We start from the raw sequence: 25973 nt of genomic DNA on the forward strand, positions 1-25973 counted from the left end.
TTACTTGCGAAGCAGGTGGAATGCGCGCCTTTTTTTGCATGGTTACGGCGAAAAATGTCCGAGCTGAATTAGTGGTTGACAGCGTCAATGAGGCAATCATATAATTCAGGAAAGCACTTACATTTACATATTAGAAACCTGTTTTACTGCATAGGGGCAAACAAGACACGGCATTCCGAATGGTCGACATCGTTGCACTTAGAAGGGAAGACGGGTCTTTTTATGCGCTCTAATGAAACCGGTTTCATTAGTTAGGGGAGGTGAGCCTGTATCTTGGGCATTTGTTTGTAACTTGATGACTGCTTAAACAGGTTGAGCTAACATGTCAGCATACCCACACGCTGTGTCTTTAAAAAGAAACATGGAAATATGCATACATCTTCTAACGCAAAGGAGCGAATCGATATTGGATAAACTGAGAAAACCGATCGCGTTCATGTTATCCGCAACACTGGCGTTATCTTCGGGACCTTTGATGTACCCGGACAGGGTTCATGCAGATCCAATCCGTATTCCAGCCACATGGGTACAGGACGATTTTTCCGATGGAGACTATACCACATCACCTGCATGGAACGTGATCTCAGGTAACTGGCAAGTCACCGCTGACCCGGCGGATGCATCCAACCAAGTCCTTTTTCAAAGTGATACCGAAGAAGGTTTTATCTCGACTGGAGAATCGATATCCGATATGGCGGTTTCCATGCGCTTTTATACAGGAGAAGGTAAAGGATATCCGGGAATTTTGCCGCGGTTTCACGACAAGAGCAACTATTATTACTTCCAAATGCAGGGGCCTAACAATAAATTGGTCCTCACCAAGAAGGTTAACGGAGTAGATACACCTTTGAAATCAGTGGACTATACGCTTGCCCAAAATACATGGTACACACTCAAAGTGGTGCTATCGGGTAGCTCCATTCGTGGTTATATAGTCGACAATGGATCAGATCGATTGGTATTTGATGTGATCGATACTTCAATTACTTCAGGTACAGTTGGCATTCGGAATAGGTGGCAGTCTGTACATATGGATGATCTAATTATTGCCGAGCCGCCACCCGTGAATGATGCTCTGCTCACCAGTGATGAACAGACGGCATCTTCGGTCTCACTGCAATGGACTGAAATAGCAGGTGCAACCAACTATCGTCTATACCGTTCCTCTACAGCTGAAGGTGGATATTCCCAGGTGACCAACACCGGTTCTTCAGATTACGTGGATGAAGGATTGAGCACGGATACAGTGTATTATTACAAGCTCGCTTACGAATACGGGGGGCTAACCGAGTCGTTATGGTCTGCGCCATTTGAGGTTCGAACGACATCAAGTGCACCGCAGGCTCCGGGCGAACTGAAAGCTGTGGCACTCAACGCCACAAGCGTGAAGCTGTCCTGGCCCGCTGTGGACAAGTCAACTGGCTATCGCGTGGTTCGAGCCAAGGCTGGCAGTGAGCAATATGAGCAGGTGTACGAAGGTAAAGGATTCACGTTTACGGATCAGGAGCTTGAGCCAGGCAACACCTACAGCTATCGTTTAACAGCCTTTAACGCAGCGGGAGAATCTGCATTTACCGTTGCAGAAGTCACGACGTACTTCATTGACTCTCCCGCAGAGTTTGCTGCTACAGCCGTGACCGATACGTCGATCTCTCTGGGATGGAATGCCCTGCCTGGATCTGATGTAACGTATACCGTGTCCAGGGCAACCAGTGCTTCGGGAACGTACCAACAGGTATACAGTGGCAATGAAAATACATTTAACGATAACGGCCTGACGATGGGCACAGGGTATTTCTACATGATTCAGGCAACCGTGGACGGCATCGCTTCTCCAGCATCTGCCCCACTCGGTGTTGCCACCCTCCGCACAAGCATTACACCGGGGCAACTGTGGCCGGATCAGAACGGTAAGCCGATCGATGCCCACGGGGCAGGTTTCTTCTATGATGAACAGACGGAAAAATATTACTGGTACGGCGAATACCACACGGGAGGATGGCCAGCTGTTGGTGTGCGCGTGTACTCATCTAAGGATCTGATGAACTGGACGGACGAAGGCATGGCACTCACGACGCTTCAATCGATGGAGGATTTTGACAATGACCCGTTGATCTCCGAGTTGTATGCAGGGCGTGAAGACCGCGTGAATATCTGGGCAGATATCCGCAGAGGGCGGATCATTGAACGGCCTAAGGTCATCTATAATGACAAAACGAAAAAATACGTCATGTGGGCCCATATGGACGGAGACAAGGACCCCTACAACAATAATGCAAACTACGGTAAGGCGCAGGCCGGCTACGCAATCAGTGACTCCCCTACAGGACCTTTCGTGTATCAGAAGAGTTATCGGATGGACAGAGCTCCCGAAGGGGAGAAAGATTATTTCCCAAGCGATCGGGGCATGGCTCGTGATATGACGTTGTTCAAGGACGATGATGGTACCGGGTACCTGATCTACTCCAGCGAAGAGAACCTGACGTTATATATCTCCAAACTGACCGATGATTATAGCGATGTAACAGGGTGGCACAAAGAGGGACGAACGGATGACAAAGGTAATCCGGTTCGTGATTCCACTTATCAGGCAGAGTACGGCGTTGATTACGTCCGGGTATTTCCGGGAGGACAACGTGAAGCGCCAGCCATGTTCAAATATCAAGGTAAATACTATATTTTGACCTCGGGAGCTTCCGGTTGGGCCCCTAACGAAAATAAAGTGACGGTGGCTGAACACATTTTTGGTCCATGGTCAACGCAGACCAATCCGTTTGTACGCACATTGCCGAGTGATCCCGATCCGGGTAAGGCGTTCGGTACGCAGACGACATCGGTCATTCCGGTTGACCCGAGAATGGCAAGTTCATCTATGTGGGAGATACGTGGAACGGGGGCAATTTCGCAAATGACGCTGCAAAATATGTGTTCTTGCCAATTGAATTCGGAATAGGTTCTGACATTGCGATTAAATGGTATAACAGTTGGACGACCGATCTGCTGGATTCGATGGGCAAGGTAGATATTGCTGATCCACTGCCTGAAGCTGTGACGCTTGGCAAGATACCTTCTTTGCCAACGACAGTTCATGTTCGTGATGGTGGTACACTGATACCCACAGCGGCAGAATGGACGATTGATAATCGGGCTATGACCGTAGAAGATTTTGCCAAGCCGGGTCCAATCACACTGCAGGTGACGACACCGGAGTACCGTAACAAGAAGCAGGCCGTTCGCGTATACGTTGTTCCGGAGAATGCACTGTATTTCGTGAACAGCGGAGGTTACGATACAGCTGATTACAAGCTAATGGGTAGCTATATGAAAGGAACGCTCGCTAACCCAGGAATGGCGGATCAGATGTATACCCCGGCAGAGGGACGTGATTGGGGCTATGTCAGTGCCGATGCGTTGCCATCCGGTTCGAATGTTGGAGATATATTCTCGACCGTGCGTTATCTGAACGGCGGCAATGCCAGCAATTCGCCGAAAGGCACGGATCTAACCTATAGTTTCGATGTGCCGAACGGGACATATGATGTGTATGCCGGATTCAATGACCCGTGGACGAATACTTCACGCAGAGCGAATTTTCTCATCAATGGTACTAATACGGGTGCAGTCACGTTTACACCATCCAGTGTTAGGGCTCACAAAGGTATTAGCGTATCGGGCAACAAGCTGGAACTGACCGTGCGCAATACGGCATCACAGGACCCGATGATCAGCTGGATCATGATCGTCAAACCTGATTCAGCTCCGCCTGTGAATGATAGTGCGGGCCTGAGTGCCGATTCGCTCACCGCAACAAGCGCAGCGCTTCAGTGGGATGCTCGTCAGGGTGCGGCAAGCTATAAGCTCTACCGCTCGGATCGTGAGCAAGGCGAGTATAGCGTGATGTACAGCGGTAGCGCGCGGGAATACACCGACAGCGGATTAAACCCCGGCAAGCATTACTATTACAAAGTGGAAGCTTTGAATGCAACGGGGGAATCCATACACGGTTTATCTTCCGCTTACCAGGTAATTACAGCCGAACAGACGGCTGCCGATGTGGCCGCACGTCTTACGACACTGGAGCAGCCTTCCGCCGGCGCGAAGAAGCTAAAGTTGCCAGTTGTGCCGCAGGGCTTCACTGTAGCGATCGTTTCCAGCTCTGCACCGTCCGTCATTCAAACCAATGGAACGATTACCCCGCCATGGAGTGAAACGACGGTAACACTTGAGCTGGAAGTGATCCGAACCTCGGACGACAGTAAAGCGATGACTATGCCTTTGACAGTAAAAGTTCCAGCTTACACACCTTCGCCGGGCGGAGGTCCAGGTGAAGGTTCAGGAGGCAATTCAGGTGGGAATCCAGGCAGTGGTTCTGGTTCTAACAGCAATGGCGGACAATCAGGAGGCAACCCCCCTGTTGCAGACCATTCATCGCCACAACCTATCCCTGAGCCGCAGAAAGACCGCTCCATTCTGGAGTTGCAAGCTCAATTGGATCAGAAAGGTGTAGCGCAATCCAGGGTGGAAGATTCAGTGATTGATGCTGCTTTTAAAGTTGCACCATCTACAGCTGATGGTCACCGTCTGGTCGAACTTCGGTTGAATCCGGTCTCAGGAGCAACGACTTACGAAGTGATTCTGCCTGTCTCTGCGCTCATGGATCAAGGGGAATCACATGTGTTTAACATCGTTACGGAACTGGGAACGGTGGAGCTTCCGGCGACGCTCTTAGCGAAGGATATAGAGGGTGATGGGATTGTATCTGTACGATTGGTCAGAACGGAGCTGCCGCAGAAGGTTGCAGATCAACTCGGTACGGAGTACGGAGTTAAGCTTGAACTGAATCTGGATGGTCATGCATGGCCATCGGGAAACGAGTTGATGCTTCGTTTACCTTACCGATCATTGCAAGATACACAGCAGGATAGTGTTATAGCGTTTGCCATTGACGCGAATGGTGTGGCAACTCCGTTGCCTCAAAGTCATTACGACTCAAGTAGCGGCCAGATTGTATTTGCCGTAACGTCACGGACAGGAAATTATACGGTTGTGTCGGTAGACCATACATTCGCGGATCTAGCAGAAGTGCAGTGGGCGAAGAAAGCGATGGAAGCCTTGGCTGTAAGAGGTGTGATTGATGCCCAAGCAAGCGGTGATTCCCGTCAGTTGCATCCCAAACTGGAGATGACACGCGGCGAATATGTGCAGTGGCTAGTGACTGCGCTGGGCTTGAACGCTTCGCTAGGGAAGGCATTCTCTGATGTAAATGAAAAGGAGCCTTACTACGAAGCAGTCGCAGCTGCGCGTTCTCTTGGTATCACTGCTGGAGCCGGGGACGGACGTTTCTTGCCAGAGTCAACGATCACCCGCCAGGAAATGATGACGCTGACGGTGAGAGCACTTACAGCAGCGGGTTTGGTTGATTCCGAATTAACTTCGGCAGATAGCCTCACACGTTTCCGTGATGCTTCCGAGATTGGCTCTTATGCCCGGGATAGTGTGGCATTGCTTGTGGATCTGGGCATCGTCGCTGGATATAACGGTTCAGTGAAACCACTTGCTGAAGCAAACCGGGCCGAATCGGCTATGTTGCTATATGCGATGATGAGCAAGCTGGTATGGAAGAACTGAAGCTAACAAGAATTCGTAGAATGGTTGTCGCGTGAGAAGAAGAAGAAGGCTTACTTTGACCTGGATCGCAGGTCGGAGTAAGCCTTTTTGATGTACCGTAACAGGGATGGATTTGCACATATTGTTCATTTATCAGCGAAACTGATAAATGCCATAAAATGATTGAAATTGACCCTCCACACCCGGTGTGTTAGGTTCTAGATAGAAGAAATTAATATGATCACTTTAGTAGGAATTAAAATTGAAGCAATGCGTGAGGTGGCAAATGGTGGAACTTCAAGTGACAAACAGCCCTTTTAATCAAGAACAAGTTGAACTGCTTAATCGTCTAATTCCTACGTTGACCGATGGACAACGGGCTTGGTTGAGTGGATATATTACAGCAATTCAGGCAGGTGTGACTATAGCAGCTCCGGCAAGTCCGGTACAGGCTTCACAATCGATAGGATTAGCGCCTGTTAGTGCTCCGGCAGTGTCTCGTGAAGTTACCGTACTCTTTGGTTCACAAACGGGGAACTCAAGTGGTCTGTCGAAGAAGCTGGCCAAGAAACTGGAAGAGCAAGGTCTTCAAGTGACATTATCCTCCATGGGAGATTTCAAACCGAACGGACTCAAGAAAATTGATAATCTCCTCATTATTGTAAGTACGCACGGAGAAGGCGATCCACCGGATAATGCGATTCCGCTGCATGAATTCCTGAACAGCAAACGGGCTCCGAAGCTTGAAGGTCTTCGTTACTCGGTATTGGCTCTGGGAGATACCTCCTATGAGTTCTTCTGTCAGACAGGCAAGGATTTTGACAAACGATTGCAGGAATTGGGGGTACGACTCTGGTGCCGCGTGTGGACTGTGATGTTGATTTTGACGAATCAGCTGCGGAGTGGATGAATGAAGTACTGTCCTCATTAAGCAACATATCAGCTACAGCAGGATCGGTAGCGACTGAAGCGGTTACAGCTGCACTGAGCAGCGGGGAATCCGAGTATGATCGCACGAATCCATTCAAGTCTGAGGTATTGGAAAACCTCAATCTGAATGGCAGAGGGTCGGATCGTGAAACGCGTCATATTGAATTGTCTTTGGAAGGTTCCAACCTGGATTATGAGCCGGGTGACAGCCTTGGTGTATTCCCTGAGAATCATCCTCGCCTCGTCGATGAATTGATTACAGCCATGGAATGGAATGCCGATGAGCGTGTCACGGTTAACAAAAACGGGGATCAGGCATCTGTACACGAAGCGTTGCTGCGTTATTTTGAAATTACTGCCGTCACCAAACCGGTTGTGGAACAACTGGCGAAACTGAATCCGGGAAGCGGGCTAACAGCGTTGCTTGCAGATGATTCCGAATTCCGTACGGTCATGAACAGCTGTGATCTGCTGGATCTGGTTCAAGATTATGGCCTAAAAGGCATTCCTGCCGGGGAATTCGTCGCTGTTCTCCGTAAAATGCCGGCACGTCTGTACTCCATCGCGAGTAGTTCGAAGTCTTTCCCGGACGAAGTTCATCTTACGGTTCGTACAGTACGTTATGAAGCGCGTGGGAGAGAGCGTTACGGTGTATGCTCGGTACAACTGGCTGAACGAATCGAAGCCGGCGACACACTGCCTGTATATATACAGCATAATCCGAATTTCAAGCTGCCTGAGAACCCGGACACGCCGATCATCATGGTTGGGCCAGGTACAGGCGTAGCGCCATTCCGATCTTTCCTTGGAGAGCGTGAAGAAACAGGAGCCGAAGGGAAAACATGGTTGTTCTACGGCGATCAGCATTTCTCGACTGACTTCCTGTACCAGACGGAGTGGCAGCGCTGGCTCAAAGACGGTGTACTCACGAAGATGGATGTAGCCTTCTCGCGTGATACAGAGCAGAAAGTATATGTACAGCATCGCATGCTGGAACACAGCAAAGAGTTGTACCAGTGGCTTCAGGAGGGTGCAAGCGTATATATCTGTGGTGACGAGAAAAAAATGGCCCATGATGTGCATGCTGCACTGACCACGATTCTGGAACAAGAAGGCGGCTTATCGCCTGAGCAGGCATCGGAATATCTGACACGGTTGCAACAGGATAAACGATATCAGCGGGACGTCTATTAATCTCCGGCTTAGCCGGCTTGAACCATCCCGCAGAGACGAGAGGAGAAAGCAGCATGGCTTATAATAACTTACTTAACCCGCAGCGTACGAATAGCGATGTGGAAGATATAAAGATCAAAAGTGACTACCTGCGTGGAAGTCTTACCGAAACACTAGCCGATCGGATTACGGGTGCAATTCCAGAGGACGACAACCGTCTGATGAAGCATCATGGCAGCTACATGCAGGACGATCGTGACCTGCGCAATGAGCGTCACAAGTCCAAGCTGGAGCCTGCATACCAATTCATGTTACGTGTGCGTGCTTCGGGTGGGATCGTAACGCCAGAACAATGGCTGATGATGGACCGTGTAGCCCATAAATATGCGAATGAGACGATTCGTCTGACCACACGTCAGTCTTTTCAACTGCATGGCGTACTGAAATGGGACCTCAAGAACACCATTCGCGAAGTGAACGATTCATTGCTAAGCACACTCGCTGCATGCGGTGACGTAAACCGTAATGTCATGTGTAACCCGAATCCGAATCAATCCGATGTGCATGCCGAAGTGTACGAGTGGGCATGCCAGGTGAGCAATCATCTGGACCCTCGCACCCGGGCGTATCATGAACTGTGGCTGGACGGGGAGAAAGTAATCGATTCCCAGGAATCCGACGAAGAAGTTGAACCGATCTATGGCAAAGTGTATTTGCCACGTAAGTTCAAAATCGGGATTGCTGTACCGCCTTCCAATGATGTGGATGTATTTTCACAGGATCTCGGTTTTATCGCAATTGTGGAGAACGGCAAGTTACAGGGTTTTAACGTTTCTGTTGGTGGTGGCATGGGGATGTCTCATGGTGATTCGAAGACGTATCCTCAGGTATCCAAAGTCATCGGATTCTGTACGCCGGAGCAAATGATCGATGTGGCGGAGAAAACAGTTATGATTCAGCGCGATCATGGGGATCGTGCAGTTCGTAAACATGCTCGTTTCAAATACACGCTGGATGACCGTGGTCTGGAATGGTTCACTGAAGAGTTGACCAGCCGCCTGGGCTGGAAACTGGATACGGCACGTGCGTATCATTTTGATCATAATGGGGATCGTTATGGTTGGGTGAAGGGCAGTAATGGCAGATGGCACTACACGCTGTTTATTCAAAATGGACGGATAAAAGATGTTGACGGGTATCCGCTCATGACGGGTCTGCGTGAGATTGCTAAAGTGCATACGGGAGATTTCCGTCTGACGGCGAACCAGAACCTGATTATCGGGGACATCAGCAGCCAGAAGAAGAAAAAGATTGAAGCGTTAATTCAACAGTACAATTTGACCGATGGTGCGCATTACTCAGCGCTGCGCAGAAGTTCGATGGCTTGTGTTGCGCTTCCGACCTGTGGTCTCGCGATGGCTGAGTCCGAACGTTACTTGCCGTCCCTGATCGATAAACTGGAGCCTGTATTGGACGAAGCTGGGCTAAGAGACGAAGAGATTGTCATTCGGATGACCGGCTGCCCGAACGGATGCGCAAGACCGATGCTGGCGGAGATTTCATTTATCGGTAAAGCACCGGGTAAATACAATCTGTATCTCGGTGGCAGCTTCACAGGACATCGCTTGAATAAGCTGTACAAAGAAAATATCGGTGAAACCGAGATTTTGGACACGTTAACGCCAATGTTGAATCAATATGCCAAAGAGCGCAATGAAGGTGAACATTTCGGAGACTTTGTGATCCGTACAGGTTATGTTCCAGAAGTGCTGGATGGGCGACAATTTCATGCCTGAATGAACGGATAATGTGAACGGATGCCAAGACGGGTATAACGATAGAAGCATCCCTTATGGGGTGCTTTTAGTTTTCAGAATAAGGCTAAACTTTAAACAGAGATAGTTAATCGGCACAGTTATTCCCATTATTTCATGGGTATTAACTTGTTGAAGTACGTTCAACAAGATATAATGACTTAGTAGAAAGCAGATTACATGTTGAAAGTGAGCGGAAACGATATGGGTCGTAAATGGAATAATATTAAGGAAAAAAAAGCTTCAAAAGATGCAAACACGAGCCGGGTCTACGCCAAATTCGGCGTTGAGATCTATGTAACTGCCAAGAAGGGCGAACCGGACCCGGAAGCGAACCGTGCACTGAAAGTCGTGCTGGAACGTGCCAAGACGTATAACGTACCGAAAGCGATTATTGACCGTGCCATGGAAAAAGCAAAAGGTGGCGGGGATGAAAATTATGAAGAGCTGCGTTATGAAGGCTTCGGACCGAATGGTGCAATGGTCATCGTGGATGCACTTACCAACAACGTGAATCGTACAGCGCCGGAAGTGCGCTCTGCGTTTAACAAAAATGCTGGTAACATGGGTGTCAGCGGTTCTGTGGCTTACATGTTTGATCCAACAGCAGTGATTGGGGTAGAAGGCAAGAACTCCGAAGAAGTGCTTGAACTTCTGCTTGAAGCGGATGTGGATGTACGTGATATTTTGGACGAAGACGAAGCTGTAATTGTATATGCAGAACCGGATCAATTCCATGCCGTACAGGAAGCGTTCAAAGCTGCAGGTGTTACTGAATTCACCGTAGCCGAGCTTACGATGCTGGCGCAAAACCACATTGAACTTCCAGAGGATGCACAAGCTCAGTTCGAGAAACTGATCGATGCGCTTGAAGACCTGGAAGACGTTCAGCAGGTGTATCATAACGTAGAGTTCGTTTAAGTGAATTGAACGAAATGAAGTTCGATACGTGTATAGAGTACCTAAAAAGAGTGTCTATCCAATCAGCGGAATTGGACAGACCCTCTTTTTTCGTTTTTTATGAGTCAGACTGCAACGTTCCAGGTGATGGATCTGATTTGGTCGAGTTACGTCCACCGAACTTAAATAATACAATCCCGCCCACAATCACAAGTACACCGAGCAACTGATTCCACGAAAAAGGAATTTGCTCCAGACCGAGCCACCCCATGGAGTCAAATAACAGAGCGAAGCTCAACTGGGATGTCAGCACAATGGAGATGGCGTACGTAGGACCAAGCAGTTTCATTCCTTGTACCAAGCAGAATACTACGCCAACACCAATGGCACCACTGAGCCAGTACCAAGGCTGCATATGCTGAAAGCTGAACGTGTTCTTACCTTCCACGAGCAAGGAGATCAGGAACGAAGCGATGAATCCGGTGAACAGCACCATCGTTGTTGTAGACCAAGAACCGGTGCGTTCATTGACTTTGCTATTGAAAATGGTTTGTAGACTGACAAGTGCACCTGCCAGCAATGCAAGCGAGATACCTGTAATTAACATGATTTCGAACTCCTTATTCGTAGATATTATGACCTGCTATTTCACGCAAACCCGCCCGATTCTTGACCATAATTAATCCTTGATGTCGTTCAATCAATTCGTCTGCACATAGTTTCTGAATGACCCGGTTCAGATGTCGGTAACTGGTGCCAATCAGATTCGCTATGTCGGTCAGATTGAACGCGTCCAGCTCTTCGTGAACCACGTTGCCCGCTTCTTCGGTTGAAATGGAGAGCAGGTAGCTGGCGAGTCGAACTTCCACGGGGTACATCAGATTAAAGTTGGAAAAGTTTGAGTCAATGTAGAACTTATGTGAGATGATTTTGAGCAAAAATTGCAGTAAAGGTGCATAATCGCTGGCAAGTTCAGCAAGCCATTGATAATGAATACGAAGCATCACGACAGGCGACACAGCCTGGACCGTATTAATAATGTTACTTTCACGGACATACTCTATGTCGCCCACGACTTCAAGCGGTGTCTTGAAACAGAGAACCAGCGTTTTGTCTTGAGCGGAGGTGGTGAAAATCTTGATTTTGCCTTCGACCAGTACGTATAAGTATTCGGAAGCTTCGCCTTCACGGCAGATCAATTCACACTTATCGAAGTGGCATAACGTCATATGGGGACGTATGGATTCGTGAAATACCGTTTCGAGTTGATAATGCTTCAGATAGTTTATTAATTGCTGCTCATTATGGATTTCCTGCACGCTGTTGTTCACCTCCGACCTTATATTTTCGTATACGTCTAACAACTACAGTTTCATAATGATTACACCAGTAACCATTAAGGCAATGCCCAGAAATTGCGGCAGTTTCATCTTCTGCTTCACTACACCAAACCAACCGTTACTATCGACCAGAAAAGTCAGGAATAGCTGGGCAATCAACAGTGCAGAGATCGTGAACGTAACTCCAATCTGCTGGATAGCTGTCACTTCACTGAAAATAATTACAGCACCAAAAGCACCACCGGCCAGGTACATAGGTTTCACTTGTTTGAGTCCCTGAAGGTTGGTGTCACGAACGAATATCAGGATCAGTGCTGCTAATATGAATCCCGTCAGTTGTGTAATGGTAGCCGCCTGCCATGTGCCCATGTCCGTACTGATCCGGGTATTGGCCACCCCTTGCAGGGTGATACAGGCTCCACCTAGTAATGCGAAAATAATTCCTCTCATGCGGGTTCGCTCCTTATTGAATCACTTCGACTTCTATTTAATGATAAATGGGCCCTGAACGCCAAGGACAAATGTCCTCAGCTCTGAAGTCACAGCATTTAGAGTACAATAAAGAACTTTGAAAATCCAGAAGGGTTAGCTGTAAGTTGTGGCTCTCTTGTCTATCTGAAGTAGGATGGTACGACGTAACTCATTTTCTATGTAATGGTCACCTGTGTAATCGACTAATATTAAGGAACTTATAATTTAATGTCGTTACTTGTGTAACTCGTCCAATATACGATAAATAGAGTGTCCTCAGTTCGTTAACTATTCAATAATCACAGTACCGTATACACAGGCCGCTCATCGGCAAAGTGAACATTCAATTCCGAAAATCGTTCTCTCAACCTGTCTGCCAAAAGCTTCATGCCCGAAGCCTCACTTTCGGCATGTCCCATCATGATTAGCGCCATCGACTTACCTTGCTGCACGGCATCCCGAACATATTCCGGGGTCTCCCATTCGAATCCTTCTCCAGCAATGATCAGATCCAGCTGTTCGTTCTGAATCAGAGGAATGGTCACATTACCATTACCGCGAAATCCAACCAGTACTGCCGCGCGTCTACATTCCATTTCAGGTCTGCCTGCAACACGTACGTAATCAAGTCCCAACGTGTTCTTCACGTGGTTTGCAACAGCTTCAACGGTGTGACCCTCAGGAAAAGAAATAATACTTGCCTCGGATAATCGTTGCTCCACACAAGAGGACCACCCTAATGCCTGAATCAACCCTTCAGTAATGCCATCCGGTTGAAACCGGTGGATGATATCATGACATCGAAATATGGAAATGCCTGCTTCATCAATTAACTTCTTTTTGTGGATATAGACCGGGTCTGTACCGAGCCAATCCGTATGGCTATGATGATTGTAGAATGGAGACTCATGCGCAATGATCAGGTTGGCACCATGTTGTATCGCTTGTTCAATGACATGTTGTGTTGGCATAAAAGCAACGATAATTCCTGTGACCGTCTGATGAAGTGTGCCCGTAATGAGCTGATCCACAGTGTTTTCCGGCAGTTCTACGGTATCGGTAAGATGAAATACAATGTCTTGGACAGTGAGATTCATAGGGATTCATGCCTCCAATGAAAGGATATAACATTAGTGTACCATGTTGAAATCTGAAATACAGATGTAAGCCATGAAAACTCAATTTCGAGGATAACCAGCAATGAAAATACGTTTGTTCTGAAAGTCTGGTGAGTGTCGAAGCCAAAACAGACGTATCATACCGTTTTCCAGACAGTTAAGATAACAACGCAGGAAACTATTCGTGGTGTCTGGATGTTGGATTCATATAGTTTTCTCAAACAAGAATAAGTATACTTACATAGAGTCTTTGTCTGGATTAAATGGAACGGAATACAACCCAAAGCAGGTTCTGTTTCAAAATATACTGAGATTTCAGTTGAGGATAAGCATTCATGTGCACCAACAGAACTGATTAAGAAAGGGGAGGACTACATGACAGCAACGAATATTATGGAACGTCTGAAGAGTGAGACTGCTCATTATCATAGACAAGTAGAACAGAACCCGTATGCGAAAGCCATTATGAATCAAACGGTGACGTTAGAAGAATATAGAACCTATTTGGAGAAATTCTATGGATTTCTGAAGCCCTTGGAAGATCAGGCGGTACAACAGCCTTTTTGGGAAAGTACAGGTCTGGATATCGAGATCAGAGGCAAGGCTGGATTACTGGAGAAGGATCTGCACAATCTGGGTGCAACACAAGAAGAGATTGATCAGCTTCCACGCTGTGAAGAGTTGCCTGATATTTCGACACCTGCACGTCTGTTCGGATACCTGTATGTTATCGAGGGGTCTACAAACGGTGGACAGATCATGACCAAACGCCTGTCGCAGTTCCTGCCCATTGAAGCTGATCGTGGTCTGGAATATTTCAATGCCTACGGCTCGGAGACCCGAACCCGGTGGAGCGAGTTTATGGTATTGCTGCAACAGAGCATCACTTCGTCAGAGGATCATGATCCTATGGTGCACAGCGCATCAGAGACATTCCGACTGCTTGATCAGTGGATCAATACGGAGAAATAGGAAGGGGTTTATTCAACCTCATGGCGTGCTCCTGGCGATCAATACCAGTTCTGCGCCAATCATTGTTCAATGCAGTCAAAATACGGAGGATCATCTGGGTATGCCTTTGGAATATCTGATTGGCGAAGAATATGTAAGCAAGCGGTTAGACATGGATGATTTCCGTTCTTATAATGCAGCATACGGCCTTCAGGGAGGCACATTCAGCTAAAAATGAAGAGCACCACTTCTGCATATGCAGTCGAACTGGCGGAAGAGATCAGACAACACGTTCTGGCTCTCCAGATTCAGCGAGAATTATTGGGTTCAAGTGGAGTCGTCACCGTTAGTGTCGGAGGTGCAGTTATGAAGCCGGATGAGCGTTCGAATGCTTCCGATCTGATTGAAAAATCCAGTCGCGCATTGGCTCAAGCCAAGAGTGAAGGGAAGAATCGGGCGATTGTCGACTGATTAAGCCTGTGTTAATTAAATCATTATCAGAAGAAGAGGGCAGAGATGCCTTCTTTTTTTGTATCGTGTTATAATGATCTCCATGGATACACTTGTTCGTATTCTGTCTTAGAAGAGGGTGAAACAACGTTATATGAAAGACGATTCAAGACAGTTGGAATTTATGGAGATGGATCTGAGTGAAGAACCTGCAACAGCAGCTGTTCCGGTTCCTGATCGTTCAACATTGGTGCAAGGCGCGTATGATGTGGCGCAGCATCGGGGAGGCATATTGTCCTCGGAGAGACGTTTTGTTGAAGAAGCGAGTCGTTTGGCAGAGGTAGAGGGAGAGATATCCCCGTGGGTTCCCTTCATGAGTTACTGGCCAACGTATGGTGTGATGAACGAAGCCCAGCGCAAATGGTATATGTATTGGAGGACGGAAGTACGTCAGGAAAAATACCCGGATACCGATCTGTCTTATCTATTCATTCATATCTATGAGTTACTTAACGGCATTGGCTGGTCCAATTCCCGGGATGGCTATGAACAATTGAAACGTTTATGGATGAACTATCGAGAACGACTTCCTCAACTGAATATATACATGCAAGAATGGATGGTCGATTACGTACTGGTTCATTCGTTGCAGATGTCATTATCCGAGGTCATGGATCTTTCGGGTGGCTATTTGCCAGCAGAGATGCTGGATATGGAGTTACAGCGCATGTTACAGGATAAGGTGTCGGATATCTCTTTAAATATGTGGCAGAGATATTATGATTACGATATCACACTTAGCAAATTTTACAGAGATGGCGGTAAAGAAGTAATGGAGCAGTACATTCCACGGGTGATGCCCTTGGTTCATTCGTATTTGGAGCGTACGCGACAAGCTGGATTAATGCCGGTGTTGGGACCAAGCGATGAACGTACAATGGAACGCGTGTTGTTTCGAAAAGGGGTGTATGATGATTCGATCTATGGGAGGTCGGTATCGTTCAAGTATATGCCCATTGGTGAGCATACCGATTTTGTGCAGATGGTCACCCGGATCTATCGGTGTACTGAGAATAAATGGCGTGAACTGCTCGGCTTCAGGGGCCGACTGCGCGGACAGACTCTTGAACCGGAACTTGCGAATCTGATTGAACGTTATCTGGATATAGCCTTTGCGAATGCTCAGGCGGAGGCTGTGGAACAACCAGTGATTCGTATTGATACAGAGAAGCTTGCATCGTTACAGCGGGAAAGTGAGTATGTGCGAATGGCGCTTACGACAGAGGATAATCACACTGCTGAAGACAGGGACCAAGACGTAAACCACATAACGAGTGCAACTAATCTGATGGATACACCGGTAACAGCAACAGAAGAAACATCTCTTGCAAGAGAAACCCAAAACATTGCGACATCTGGAATGTCAGTAGAGATGTTCGCCTTGCAATGGGACGAGTCTGCCGCAACAGATCTGGATGAAGAGTGGTTGCTTTTTGCGGAAGGGCTATCCCCTCCGCATGTGCAGGCCATTTACGCCCTGATTGGTGAGAATCCAGATATGGAGCTCATGCGTGTGGCTGAACATTATGGAACGATGCCTGCGCATGTGCTCGATGAAATTAATGATGTAGCTATGGAAACAATCGGTGACCTGATAATCGATGGTGATCGGATCGTTTCTGATTATATAGATGTGTTCGAACATGTGAAGAGGTGATGGGCAATGACAGAACTTAAAATACCCAAGCGACTGACCACCGCTCTTGTGAATTCATTGACGGCAGGGGTTGTTCCCCGAATCGGTTTGGAGCAGATTGCGGTTGGTCGTAAGTCTGAAGTGGAAGCGATCTTGCGGGATATGGACAATATTGCCGAAGGTGGTGCAGCATTCAAACTTATTACTGGCCGTTACGGCAGTGGTAAAAGCTTTCTTTTGCAGATGATTCGTAACTATGCGATGGATCGGAATTTCGTTGTGGCCGATGCGGATCTGTCACCAGAGCGCAGGCTTGTCGGCACTAAAGGCCAGGGGCTTGCGACATATCGCGAACTGATGATCCGTCTATCCACACGTACACGACCGGATGGAGGCGCATTGGAGCCCATTTTGCAAAAATGGATCGCAGGTCTGCAACAATCAACAATGCAGAGTCAGAACTTGCGCCCGGATGATCCGGCGTTGCCGCTGGAGGTGGAGAAGCAGATCTATGCGGTGACGGCTGAGATGCAGAATCTGGTTCACGGCTTTGATTTTGCCAAGGTGCTGGCTTCGTACTGGAACGGGTACAAGCTGGCGGATGACGATCGTAAACAGGCAGCACTTCGTTGGCTTCGGGGAGAATATGCAACCAAAACGGAAGCGAAAAAAGAACTCGCTGTCGGGGTTATTATTGACGATGACAACTGGTATGACTACTTCAAATTGTGGTCTGAATTTACAGCGCGCATAGGCTATAAAGGACTGCTTTTGTTCATTGATGAAGCGGTGAATCTGTACAAAATTACAAACAGTGTCTCCCGCCAAAGCAACTACGAAAAATTGCTGACCATGTTCAATGATACGATGCAGGGCAAGGCGGAGCACCTGGGCATATTTGTGGGCGGTACGCCGCAATTTGTGGAGGATGAACGGCGCGGGTTATACAGCTATGAAGCCCTCCGCTCCAGACTTATTGATGGTCGTTATGCAGCCAAAGAGTATGCGAATTATACGGGCCCGATCCTGAAGCTGGCGATGTTATCACATGAAGAGATTCTGATTCTGCTCCAGAAGCTGCGACAGATTCATGCCCTGCATTTTGGATACAGTGCAGGTCTGACGGATGAACAATTGGTTGATTTTATGCAAACGGCGGTGAACCGACTGGGTGCGGATGAATTGTTGACGACGCGGGAAGTGGTCAGGGACTTTATGGATGTACTGCATACGCTCCACCAGAATCCCCAAGTAACCTACACTCAATTACTCGGCGAGCGGGCTATCAAATCTCAGGAAACGGGGAAAGGAACAGAACCCTCCGCAGGTACGGATGATCTAGACGATTTTCTGGCGGAGTTTGAATTATGAGTGAGAATCCGTTTTACCGGCTGGCACCATTTGTCCAGGAATTTATTTATAAAAAAAGATGGGAGTCGCTTCGGCCTGCCCAGATTGAGGCCTGTAATATCTGCTTTCATACTTCGCATCATATGCTGATTGCGGCAGGCACGGCCTCCGGCAAGACGGAGGCGGCTTTTTTTCCTGCATTGACCGAGCTGCATGAACGGCCTTCCAAGTCGGTTGGCATTTTGTATATAGGGCCTTTGAAGGCTCTGATCAACGACCAATTCGAACGTCTCAAGGATCTTTTGTCCGAAGGAAATATTCCAGTTTGGCACTGGCACGGGGACGTACCTCAAGCGGAGAAGACAAAACTGATGAAGAATCCGTCCGGAGTGCTTCAGATTACGCCAGAATCGCTGGAAGGTCTGCTTATGAATCGACCGAATGCGATCCCGGCGCTGTTTCATGATCTGCGGTATGTCATCATCGATGAGGTACATGCTTTCATGGGGGCGGACAGAGGCATTCAGGTACTGAGCGAATTGGCCCGTATAGAGCGTATGGCTGGTTGTACGCCGCGTAGGGTTGGCCTATCGGCTACGCTTAGTGACTATGATGCGGCTACAGCCTGGCTTGCTGCTGGAACGCAGCAGCATGTGGATGTGGTTTCTTCTCCTGGTGGTCGCAAGCTGCGACTGCGGGTGGAACATTTTTCTTTTCCGGATGCACAGGACGAAGAACAGGCGGAACTGCTTCATAACGCGCGCAAAGCCTACTATGATTTCATCTATGAGAGTACCCATCGCAAAAAAGCGTTGATCTTCACGAACAGCCGTACCGATGCCGAAGTCACTATTCTTGAGATGCGGCGGGTCGCTGCTCGCAGACAGGAACGTGATGTGTTCCATGTGCATCATGGGAGCATCTCAGCCATGTTAAGGGAAGAGACCGAAGCTGCTCTTCGAACTGGATCGGGGCCAGCCGTTGCTGCGGCGACGGTCACACTCGAACTGGGTATCGATCTGGGTGAGTTGGAGCGTGTAGTTCAGCTCGGTGCACCGTATAGTGCATCCAGCTTTGTACAACGTCTGGGACGTTCGGGGCGACGGGAGGACATGGCATCGGAGATGCTTTTTGTCTGCCCGGAGGAAGAGGATGAAGAGGCGCAGTTACCTGCACGAATGCCTTGGACGTTGATGCGGGCAATTGCTGTGATTGAATTGTATGTCAAGACCAAGTGGGTCGAGCCGCTCGAAGCCCGGAAGATGCCCATTGGTGTACTTTATCATCAGACGATGAGTATGCTGAAGAGCATGGGAGAGGCGGAGCCGAAAGAACTTGCGGAAGCGATTCTGTCGCTGGCCCCATTCGCATTGATCAGACCTGATCAATATCAGGCTTTCCTGAATTATCTTATTGAGACGGATCATCTTCAATGGACAGAGGAGCGAACACTGATCATTGGACTGACGGGTGAGAAAATCGTGAATAATTATCGCTTCTACGCGGTGTTCAAGGACGATGAGGAACATAAAGTGCTGAACGGCTCCGAAGAAATTGGTTCCATTACAACGGTACCCCCACCGGGCTATTGCTTCTCGCTCGCAGGTAAACTGTGGAAAGTGGAAGAGGTCGATCACAAGCACAAAGCTGTATATGTGAAGTCCGCCAAGGGTAAAGTGGATACGTTATGGCTTGGCGCGGGTGGAGACATTCATACGACGGTAGTACAGAAAATGCGTGAAGTATTATCCGAATCGGTGATCTATCCTTACCTGTCTCCACAAGCGGTTAATCGTCTGGAACGAGCACGTCGCCTCGCACGCGAGAGCGGATTGCTGAAGCAGGTTGTCATTCCGGCGGGCGGAGATTCCATGTATGTGCTTCCCTGGGTAGGAAGCAAGTCATTCCGTACATTAGAGAGACTTATGAAGCATAACTTGTCCGGTAAGCTTGCTTTGCGCTCGGTTGTACCCATGGAGCCGTATTATTTTGTCGTATCCGGCAAGGTTGATGAACGGACTTTGTTGGCCGAGATCATGAGTGAGTGTCGAACGGCAGAGGACGCATCTGCGTTACTTGCGGAAGACGAAGCACCTTATCTCGGCAAGTATGATGAATTCGTGGCACCACCTTTGATTCGTGAGGCATTTGCCGTGGATGGACTGGACTTGGATGGACTAAAAGCAGGTTTGCAGCAAACACTGGAATGGGACTCCGCGAATTTCGCCCATGAACCAAAGGAATAAAGGTAATCTGGGGATAAAAGCGATCGGAAGATCGTACTGCAATCATAGTGACCCGATGTAATATTCCTAATTTAAATTAAAATAGTGCATAGGGTTGACAGCTTCTCACCTCCCATGTAATATATGAAAAGTCGTCACACACGGAAAACACCAAATTGCATATATCATTTCGTATAACCTCGCAGGCCGAAAGTGTACACAGGGCGAGGGTCTCTACGGGAAGCCTATACTTCCTAACTACGATGCCAAGGAATCAAGTTATTCCTTGCTCGTAGTTAGGATTTTTTGCGTTTGGCTGGTGTCTGTGACCTTGGCATGAACCCAACATGCGGACGTATTTTTCAATCATCAGGAGGTTTATTCACGAATGAAATATTATCTGTCCGTTCTCGCAGGAGCGATGAGCTATGGCATATTATCCACGATTGTGGTTCTGGCTTACGGCGAAGGATACCAACTTGGAGAGGTTGTGGGAACACAACTGATTACAGGTTTTCTCCTGTCCTGGATGCTAGCGCTATACACACGAGTTAGATCTAAACGCAAGTCACAGGCTAATGGTAAAGCATCAGCAGCCGTATCACAGGTGTTCAAACGCTTAACGTGGAAACAACGCCTGATTTTGATGGCTGCCGGTACACCAACGGTCATTACAGGTCTCGTCTATTATCAGTCTTTGCGTTATATACCAGCGTCTCTTGCCATTATTCTGTTGTTTCAGTTTACATGGATTAGCGTATTGATTCAGGCTGTAAGCAAGCGTCAACGTCCAGACAAAGTTACGTTCATGACGTTAATCATTCTGTTCGGCGGAACTTTGCTGGCAGCGGGTTTCCTGGAACAGGGACTGGGTGAGTTTAATGGTCTGGGTATTGCTCTTGGACTGATGGCAGCGGTAAGTTACTCCCTGTTCGTATTGTTCAGCGGCAAAGCGGTACCTTCCGCGCATCCAGCCTTCCGCAGTGCGTGGATGGTTACAGGCGGATTGATCCTGCTCTGCATTTTATTCCCACCGACCTTCCTCTTTAACGGATTGATCTGGAGCCAGTTGCTTGTGTTCGGACTGCTGCTTGGATTCTTCGGTGCTTTCATTCCACCCGTTCTATTCGCGATTGGCGTTCCTCATATTGGCGGAGATATGGCCGGAATTCTGGGTGCAGTGGAGCTTCCGATTGCAGTGCTGCTGTCCTCTATCGTGCTCCATGAACATGTCAGTGGATTGCAATGGTTCGGGGTTATTGTCGTGCTGATTGGTGTAGCCCTGCCAGAGTTGTATAAATTACGGATGAGACGTAGTCGAAGTACACCGTCATATTCCTGAGTGAAGTAAGAAGTGGATATTGCGGTGGTTGAACGGGAATACAAGGATAAAAGCCTGAGAAATCAGGCTTTTTCTATTGGGAGTTTCTGTTCGGCAACAATAGCCCAGAGGGGTCATTTTCTTTGTCATGCGAATCAGGTATGCTTAATGGGTACATCCATTTGTAGATTAATCATGATGGGACATTGAATGAGGAGTGTTTATATGAATAGCTGGTTTAGAAAAGCATGGCCTTTGTTAACACTGGGTCTGGCTGTTGTTGTATTGCTTGGATCATTTTTGGTTTATTTTATGGGTAAAGACGTATCCCCGGGATCGGGTAGCGCGGTAACTGCACAAGCCGAGACACCGGAGGATTTGAAGGGATATGAAGTCATTGATGTGGACGTGAGTAACGATGGTTTTGGACCAGACGTTATCGAGGTGAAAGCGGGTGTGCCGACCAAAATCAACTTTATTCTGACCCGGTCGGTTACCCATGTCAAATCGGTGGGATCACAAAAGCTTGGCATGGATCTATACATGCAAAAGGGACCCAATTATTATACTGTCGACAAAGATCTGCCTAAGGGAGAATACGAAATTCACTGTGGTATGTACATGATATACGCAACGATTAAGGTCGTATAAGCAGAAGGAGCATGGTTTCGGGTCCCCGAACTTTGCTCCTTTTTTTGGTGCGTGATATCATGAGGGAGTGAGTAAAATCGATCTGGAGGTGGCGGAATGAAAGCGCTATTTATTGGAGGGACAGGCACCATCAGTACGGCGATTACGAAAATGCTTGCGAAGCAAGGCTGTGAACTTTATTTGATTAATCGAGGTAATCATAATGATGAGTTGCCTGCGGAGGTTAACGTACTTCAAGCGGATATGAATGACGAGACACGCGTAGCGGAACTGATTGCTGATCTCGAATTCGATGTTGTCGCAGACTTTATCGCCTTTGTACCGTCTCAATTGGAGCGAGATTACCGTTTGTTCAAGGATAAAACGAAGCAGTTTATTTTTATAAGTTCGGCGTCGGCGTACCAGACACCTTTGGCAGATTACCGGATCACGGAAGGAACGCCATTATCGAATCCATACTGGGAGTATTCCCGTAACAAGATTGCATGTGAAGATTACCTGATGAAGCAGTATCGAGAGCATGGATTCCCCGTGACCATTGTGCGTCCAAGTCATACGTACGGGGAGAAATCGGTACCTCTCGGTGTTCATGGGGCTCAAGGCAGTTGGCAGGTTCTGAAGCGCATTCTTGAAGGCAAACCTGTTATTATCCATGGAGATGGCACATCGCTGTGGACTATTACGCACAACACGGATTTTGCCAAAGGATTCATTGGACTGATGGGGAATATCCATGCGATTGGTGAGTCGGTACATATTACCTCGGACGAGTCAGTCACCTGGAATCAGATTCATGAAATTATTGCTGGCGTGCTCGGTGTTAAGCTTCATGCGGTTCATGTACCATCGGAGTTCTTGGCCGCATGCAGTGAACAGGATCTTCGCGGGGGTTTGCTGGGAGACAAGGCCAATACCGTTGTGTTCGATAACAGTAAGCTGAAGCGGCTTGTGCCGGAATTTGTAGCAACGACAAGAGCTGATCAGGGCATTCGGAGTACGATTGAGCACATTCTGGAGCATCCTGAATTACAGACCGAAGATCCGGAATTTGATGGTTGGTGTGACCGGGTCGTTGGAGCATTGGACGAAGCGTTATTGAAAATAAGAGATGAGAAGTGAGGCGTCTATATGTCCCAAACCGGTCATCAATTTGTAAAAGAAATGACTAAAACCGTCACATTGGACTATTTGTTGCACATTCCTGAAACCGAGGCCCCCTCTGCTGTCGACCAGAAGTGGCCCGTCATTTTATTTCTACATGGTGCTGGAGGACGAGGAAATAATCTGGAGATGGTCAAAGAAAATGGAATTCCACATATTGCTGACCAGGACAAAAGCTTCCCGTTTATTGTCATTTCCCCGCAATGTCCAGTGAACGAGTTGTGGGCGATGCAGAAAGAGGTCGTTATGGCGATTGTGGAACATGTATTGCAGAACTATCCTGCTGATCAGAACCGGGTATATCTTACTGGACTCAGCATGGGTGGGTACGGAGCATGGCATTTGCCAATGGATTATCCTGACGTATTTGCTGCCGTGGCTCCGATTTGCGGAGGAGCAGATCCATCCAAAGCGGAAGAATTGCAGCATGTACCGGTCTGGGCATTCCATGGGGCCAAGGACGACGTCGTATTGCTTTCGGAATCAGAGGGAATTGTGAATGCGCTCGAAGCGTTAAACGCAGATGTGAAGCTTACGGTATACCCCGAAGGCAATCATAATGCATGGACCGAGACGTACGACAATCCTGAACTGTACAAGTGGTTTCTCAGCCATACTTTATAAACTAATTATTCATGAACTGAAGTGATTTAGAATTCTTGAGTATTTACTTTCCTTATTTGAATCGTTATAATCAAGAAAAAATGACACTTGTTAGGGGAGGCACCCCAACTTAGGACTTCGTTCCTTTGTTGGGGTGCCTCCCTTTTTTGGTGTGCCAAAAAGGAGAGCAGACGTTGAAAAAATCAGGAAAACGAGTGAAGAAACAAGCGGAACAGCTAACCAAAGTGGTTTTGGCGTTTGCTTTATTATCGCCTCAAGCCCTGTTGCTTGAATGGGGTGCGAGCACTGTCATGGCTGAAAGTATTGAAACCATCGGAATTGTAACCGATACATCCGGAATGAAGGCAGTGCAATCCTCCAAGGTGAAAGTGGAGATGAACAGTGATGGTAAATACAGAATCGTATTACTGCCGAACACCAATGTATTTTACGGTGGCGATACAGGGAATGTATCTACCATTATCGACCACAATGGATCTCCGGTGAACTTCAAATCGTTGCCGCTTAATTATTACCGAATCAACAATAATGTGATTGAAATGTCCCGGCAAAAGGACAATGTCGAATACATTTTACGTGTATCCATTGTGAATGCCACGTCACAGGGAGGGTACATGAAGGTTGAACTGGAAGCCATCAACCGTAGTGGATCGGCACTGAGTTTGGGAGGAACGTTTTATTGGGATACGATGGTGAACGGCAATGACGCTTCCCCGTTTGAAGTCATAGAGAATGGATGGCGTAATTACAGTGGAGGTGTTCAGGTCACAGCTTTTTATGCCAATACGTACAATGTTGTGAATGCAGATCGCATATATATGGGCCAGTACAGTAGCCCGGACAGCGCCCAGCTAACAGGAGGTTCATCGCCTTCTGCGTTCAGTACGGGTCAGATCGTTACGTCGAGTGATACAGCTGCACAATTTTGGTGGAATGCCAAATCAACGGAGAATCAGGCTTCACGCAAATTTTCAACGATCGTGGGAATCGGCCCCCAAAATGTTCCCCCTTCATTTACACTAATGGCACCGGCTTCAGGTCAAACCTACTACAAAGGAGAGCAACTTCAGATCTCCGGTACAACGCGCGATACCGATGCAGGTGATCTGTTGACTGTTAAATGGTCGATTGATGGTGGGGCTGAGAATACGCTGACACAGATGACGGCTACAGGTTCGAATCAGAATTTCAACACCAACTATACATTGCCTGACACGCTTACAGACGGTACACATACGTTACAAGTATGGGTGATGGATGACAAGGGTGGGGTGTCCTCGGCAGGAACGGTTAACTTTACAGTGAGAAGTTTTGTTGTGCCGGGAACGCCAACATACACACTAGTTAACTCTAATAACCTGACAGTGAACTGGGATAAAAAAGCGAATGATGCATCGGTTACGTATGAGTTGAAGAATATGACAACGAATCAGATTTTCGATGCAGGTACATCGAACAGCCGTCAGATGACTGGATTGACTGCTAATACCAGCTATTCTTTTGCTGTTCGTGCCAAGAATTCAAGCGGCTCTTTCACGGGTTACTCCAGTCCAACCTCCAAGTATACATTGGCTAATCCGCCCTCTGTTGCGGCAGTGACTCAATCGGGGAACTCCGTTATAGCGAGTTGGAATCCTAACGGCAACCCTGCAGGCACCCATTACAAAACGGAAATTCGCAACTCTGGCGGGCAGGTCCTTGTCACAGGAACAACCTCTTCCACACGTACAGAGTTTACTCTGACCGGACTTGCGGACGGAAGATATGAAGTATATGCGGCTGCGCTAAATGGAGAAGGGATACAGACTTCGTATATATCTGCTGGTGGAATGATCAAAGATACGACGGGACCAACGGCCCCTTCTGTTACAGTCACTCCGTCCTCATGGACGAAGGAAGATGTTCTTGTCACTGTGGAAGAGGGGAAGGATGGCTTAAGTGGAACTCAGAGGACTGAAGTTAAAGTCGGTCTGACAGGAGAATGGCGTGAATACAGCAACCCGTTCACCGTGAGCAGAGAAGGCAATACCTCTGTTATTGCACGCAGTATTGATGCTTTCGGCAATACAGGACAGGAAACGGCTGTAACAGCCAGGGTAGACCGGACGGCACCAACGCCACCTGTCATTTCACTGAATCCCCCGGATGGACTAAAGCGTCGGTCGTTGTCACGTTAACGGAGGGTACAGAC

Annotated in this window: 19 protein-coding genes, 1 pseudogene and 1 riboswitch; of the genes and pseudogenes, 16 read left to right on the top strand and 4 right to left on the bottom strand. The window is 47.9% G+C overall.

The features are described 5' to 3' along the window. The first annotated feature begins 406 nt into the window (after positions 1 to 406). The 5 genes and pseudogenes from C0Q44_RS31215 (at position 407) to C0Q44_RS22605 (ending at position 10445) form a co-directional block, all read left to right on the top strand. Complete coding sequence (locus tag C0Q44_RS31215; protein WP_258166508.1) at positions 407 to 2953, top strand: fibronectin type III domain-containing protein; 2547 nt, start codon at positions 407 to 409, stop codon at positions 2951 to 2953. Next, the gene (locus C0Q44_RS31220; RefSeq protein ID WP_258166509.1) at positions 2932 to 5628 is read left to right on the top strand and encodes an S-layer homology domain-containing protein; all 2697 of its coding nucleotides are present in this window, start codon (positions 2932 to 2934) and stop codon (positions 5626 to 5628) included. Before C0Q44_RS31215 ends, C0Q44_RS31220 begins: the two co-directional genes overlap by 22 nt. 268 nt (positions 5629 to 5896) lie before the next feature. Then, positions 5897 to 7731, top strand: a pseudogene (locus tag C0Q44_RS22595) (assimilatory sulfite reductase (NADPH) flavoprotein subunit). A gap of 53 nt (positions 7732 to 7784) precedes the next feature. After that, positions 7785 to 9506, top strand: coding sequence for an assimilatory sulfite reductase (NADPH) hemoprotein subunit (gene cysI / locus C0Q44_RS22600; protein ID WP_105409479.1), 1722 nt, complete (start codon positions 7785 to 7787; stop codon positions 9504 to 9506). Between the two features lie 222 nt (positions 9507 to 9728). Beyond that, positions 9729 to 10445 carry a YebC/PmpR family DNA-binding transcriptional regulator gene (locus C0Q44_RS22605; protein ID WP_105409741.1) on the top strand — a complete coding sequence of 239 codons (717 nt, stop codon included), beginning with the start codon at positions 9729 to 9731 and terminating at the stop codon, positions 10443 to 10445. Positions 10446 to 10542: 97 nt separating this feature from the next. Here the strand turns inward: C0Q44_RS22605 and C0Q44_RS22610 are convergent, their stop codons facing one another. The 4 genes from C0Q44_RS22610 to C0Q44_RS22625 form a co-directional block, all read right to left on the bottom strand. Further along, positions 10543 to 11031 (bottom strand): DMT family transporter, encoded by a 489-nt coding sequence (locus C0Q44_RS22610; RefSeq protein ID WP_105409480.1) that lies wholly within the window; start codon positions 11029 to 11031, stop codon positions 10543 to 10545. Positions 11032 to 11044: 13 nt separating this feature from the next. Next, a complete protein-coding gene (locus tag C0Q44_RS22615) occupies positions 11045 to 11743 on the bottom strand; it encodes a Crp/Fnr family transcriptional regulator (protein ID WP_105409481.1) in 699 nt (232 codons plus the stop codon). Between the two features lie 45 nt (positions 11744 to 11788). Continuing rightward, the gene (locus C0Q44_RS22620; RefSeq protein WP_105409482.1) at positions 11789 to 12214 is read right to left on the bottom strand and encodes a DMT family transporter; all 426 of its coding nucleotides are present in this window, start codon (positions 12212 to 12214) and stop codon (positions 11789 to 11791) included. 320 nt (positions 12215 to 12534) lie between these two features. Continuing rightward, entirely contained in the window at positions 12535 to 13332 is a 798-nt protein-coding gene (locus C0Q44_RS22625) for a Nif3-like dinuclear metal center hexameric protein (protein WP_105409483.1), read from the bottom strand. A gap of 396 nt (positions 13333 to 13728) precedes the next feature. Here C0Q44_RS22625 and C0Q44_RS22630 point away from each other — a divergent pair, with 396 nt between their 5' ends. From C0Q44_RS22630 to C0Q44_RS22680, 11 genes are all read left to right on the top strand, one after another. Next, a complete protein-coding gene (locus C0Q44_RS22630) occupies positions 13729 to 14325 on the top strand; it encodes a biliverdin-producing heme oxygenase (protein ID WP_105409484.1) in 597 nt (198 codons plus the stop codon). After that, positions 14255 to 14536, top strand: coding sequence for a hypothetical protein (locus C0Q44_RS22635; RefSeq protein ID WP_105409485.1), 282 nt, complete (start codon positions 14255 to 14257; stop codon positions 14534 to 14536). The genes C0Q44_RS22630 and C0Q44_RS22635 overlap by 71 nt, the downstream gene beginning before the upstream one ends. Positions 14537 to 14538: 2 nt before the next feature. Further along, positions 14539 to 14775 carry a diguanylate cyclase domain-containing protein gene (locus C0Q44_RS22640; RefSeq protein WP_105409486.1) on the top strand — a complete coding sequence of 79 codons (237 nt, stop codon included), beginning with the start codon at positions 14539 to 14541 and terminating at the stop codon, positions 14773 to 14775. Between the two features lie 133 nt (positions 14776 to 14908). After that, positions 14909 to 16471 (top strand): TerB N-terminal domain-containing protein, encoded by a 1563-nt coding sequence (locus tag C0Q44_RS22645; protein ID WP_105409487.1) that lies wholly within the window; start codon positions 14909 to 14911, stop codon positions 16469 to 16471. 6 nt (positions 16472 to 16477) lie between these two features. Then, positions 16478 to 17821, top strand: coding sequence for an ATP-binding protein (locus tag C0Q44_RS22650; protein ID WP_105409488.1), 1344 nt, complete (start codon positions 16478 to 16480; stop codon positions 17819 to 17821). Then, positions 17818 to 20046 (top strand): DEAD/DEAH box helicase, encoded by a 2229-nt coding sequence (locus C0Q44_RS22655; RefSeq protein ID WP_105409489.1) that lies wholly within the window; start codon positions 17818 to 17820, stop codon positions 20044 to 20046. The genes C0Q44_RS22650 and C0Q44_RS22655 overlap by 4 nt, the downstream gene beginning before the upstream one ends. Positions 20047 to 20195: 149 nt before the next feature. Further along, positions 20196 to 20306: riboswitch (purine riboswitch) on the top strand. A 107-nt stretch (positions 20307 to 20413) separates the two neighbouring features. Continuing rightward, complete coding sequence (locus C0Q44_RS22660) at positions 20414 to 21367, top strand: EamA family transporter (protein ID WP_105409490.1); 954 nt, start codon at positions 20414 to 20416, stop codon at positions 21365 to 21367. A 204-nt stretch (positions 21368 to 21571) separates the two neighbouring features. Beyond that, positions 21572 to 21997: a cupredoxin domain-containing protein gene (locus tag C0Q44_RS22665; RefSeq protein ID WP_181151138.1), complete on the top strand. Its 426-nt coding sequence runs from the start codon at positions 21572 to 21574 to the stop codon at positions 21995 to 21997. A 96-nt stretch (positions 21998 to 22093) separates the two neighbouring features. Beyond that, on the top strand, positions 22094 to 23116 hold the full coding sequence (locus C0Q44_RS22670; protein WP_105409492.1) for an SDR family oxidoreductase: 1023 nt from the start codon (positions 22094 to 22096) through the stop codon (positions 23114 to 23116). Between the two features lie 9 nt (positions 23117 to 23125). Further along, positions 23126 to 23782, top strand: coding sequence for a carboxylesterase family protein (locus C0Q44_RS22675; protein ID WP_105409493.1), 657 nt, complete (start codon positions 23126 to 23128; stop codon positions 23780 to 23782). 173 nt (positions 23783 to 23955) lie between these two features. Further along, a complete protein-coding gene (locus C0Q44_RS22680; protein ID WP_105409494.1) occupies positions 23956 to 25959 on the top strand; it encodes an OmpL47-type beta-barrel domain-containing protein in 2004 nt (667 codons plus the stop codon). The last annotated feature ends 14 nt before the right edge of the window (positions 25960 to 25973 follow it).

It is taken from the genome of Paenibacillus sp. PCH8, from assembly GCF_002968835.1.
GTDB lineage: Bacteria > Bacillota > Bacilli > Paenibacillales > Paenibacillaceae > Paenibacillus.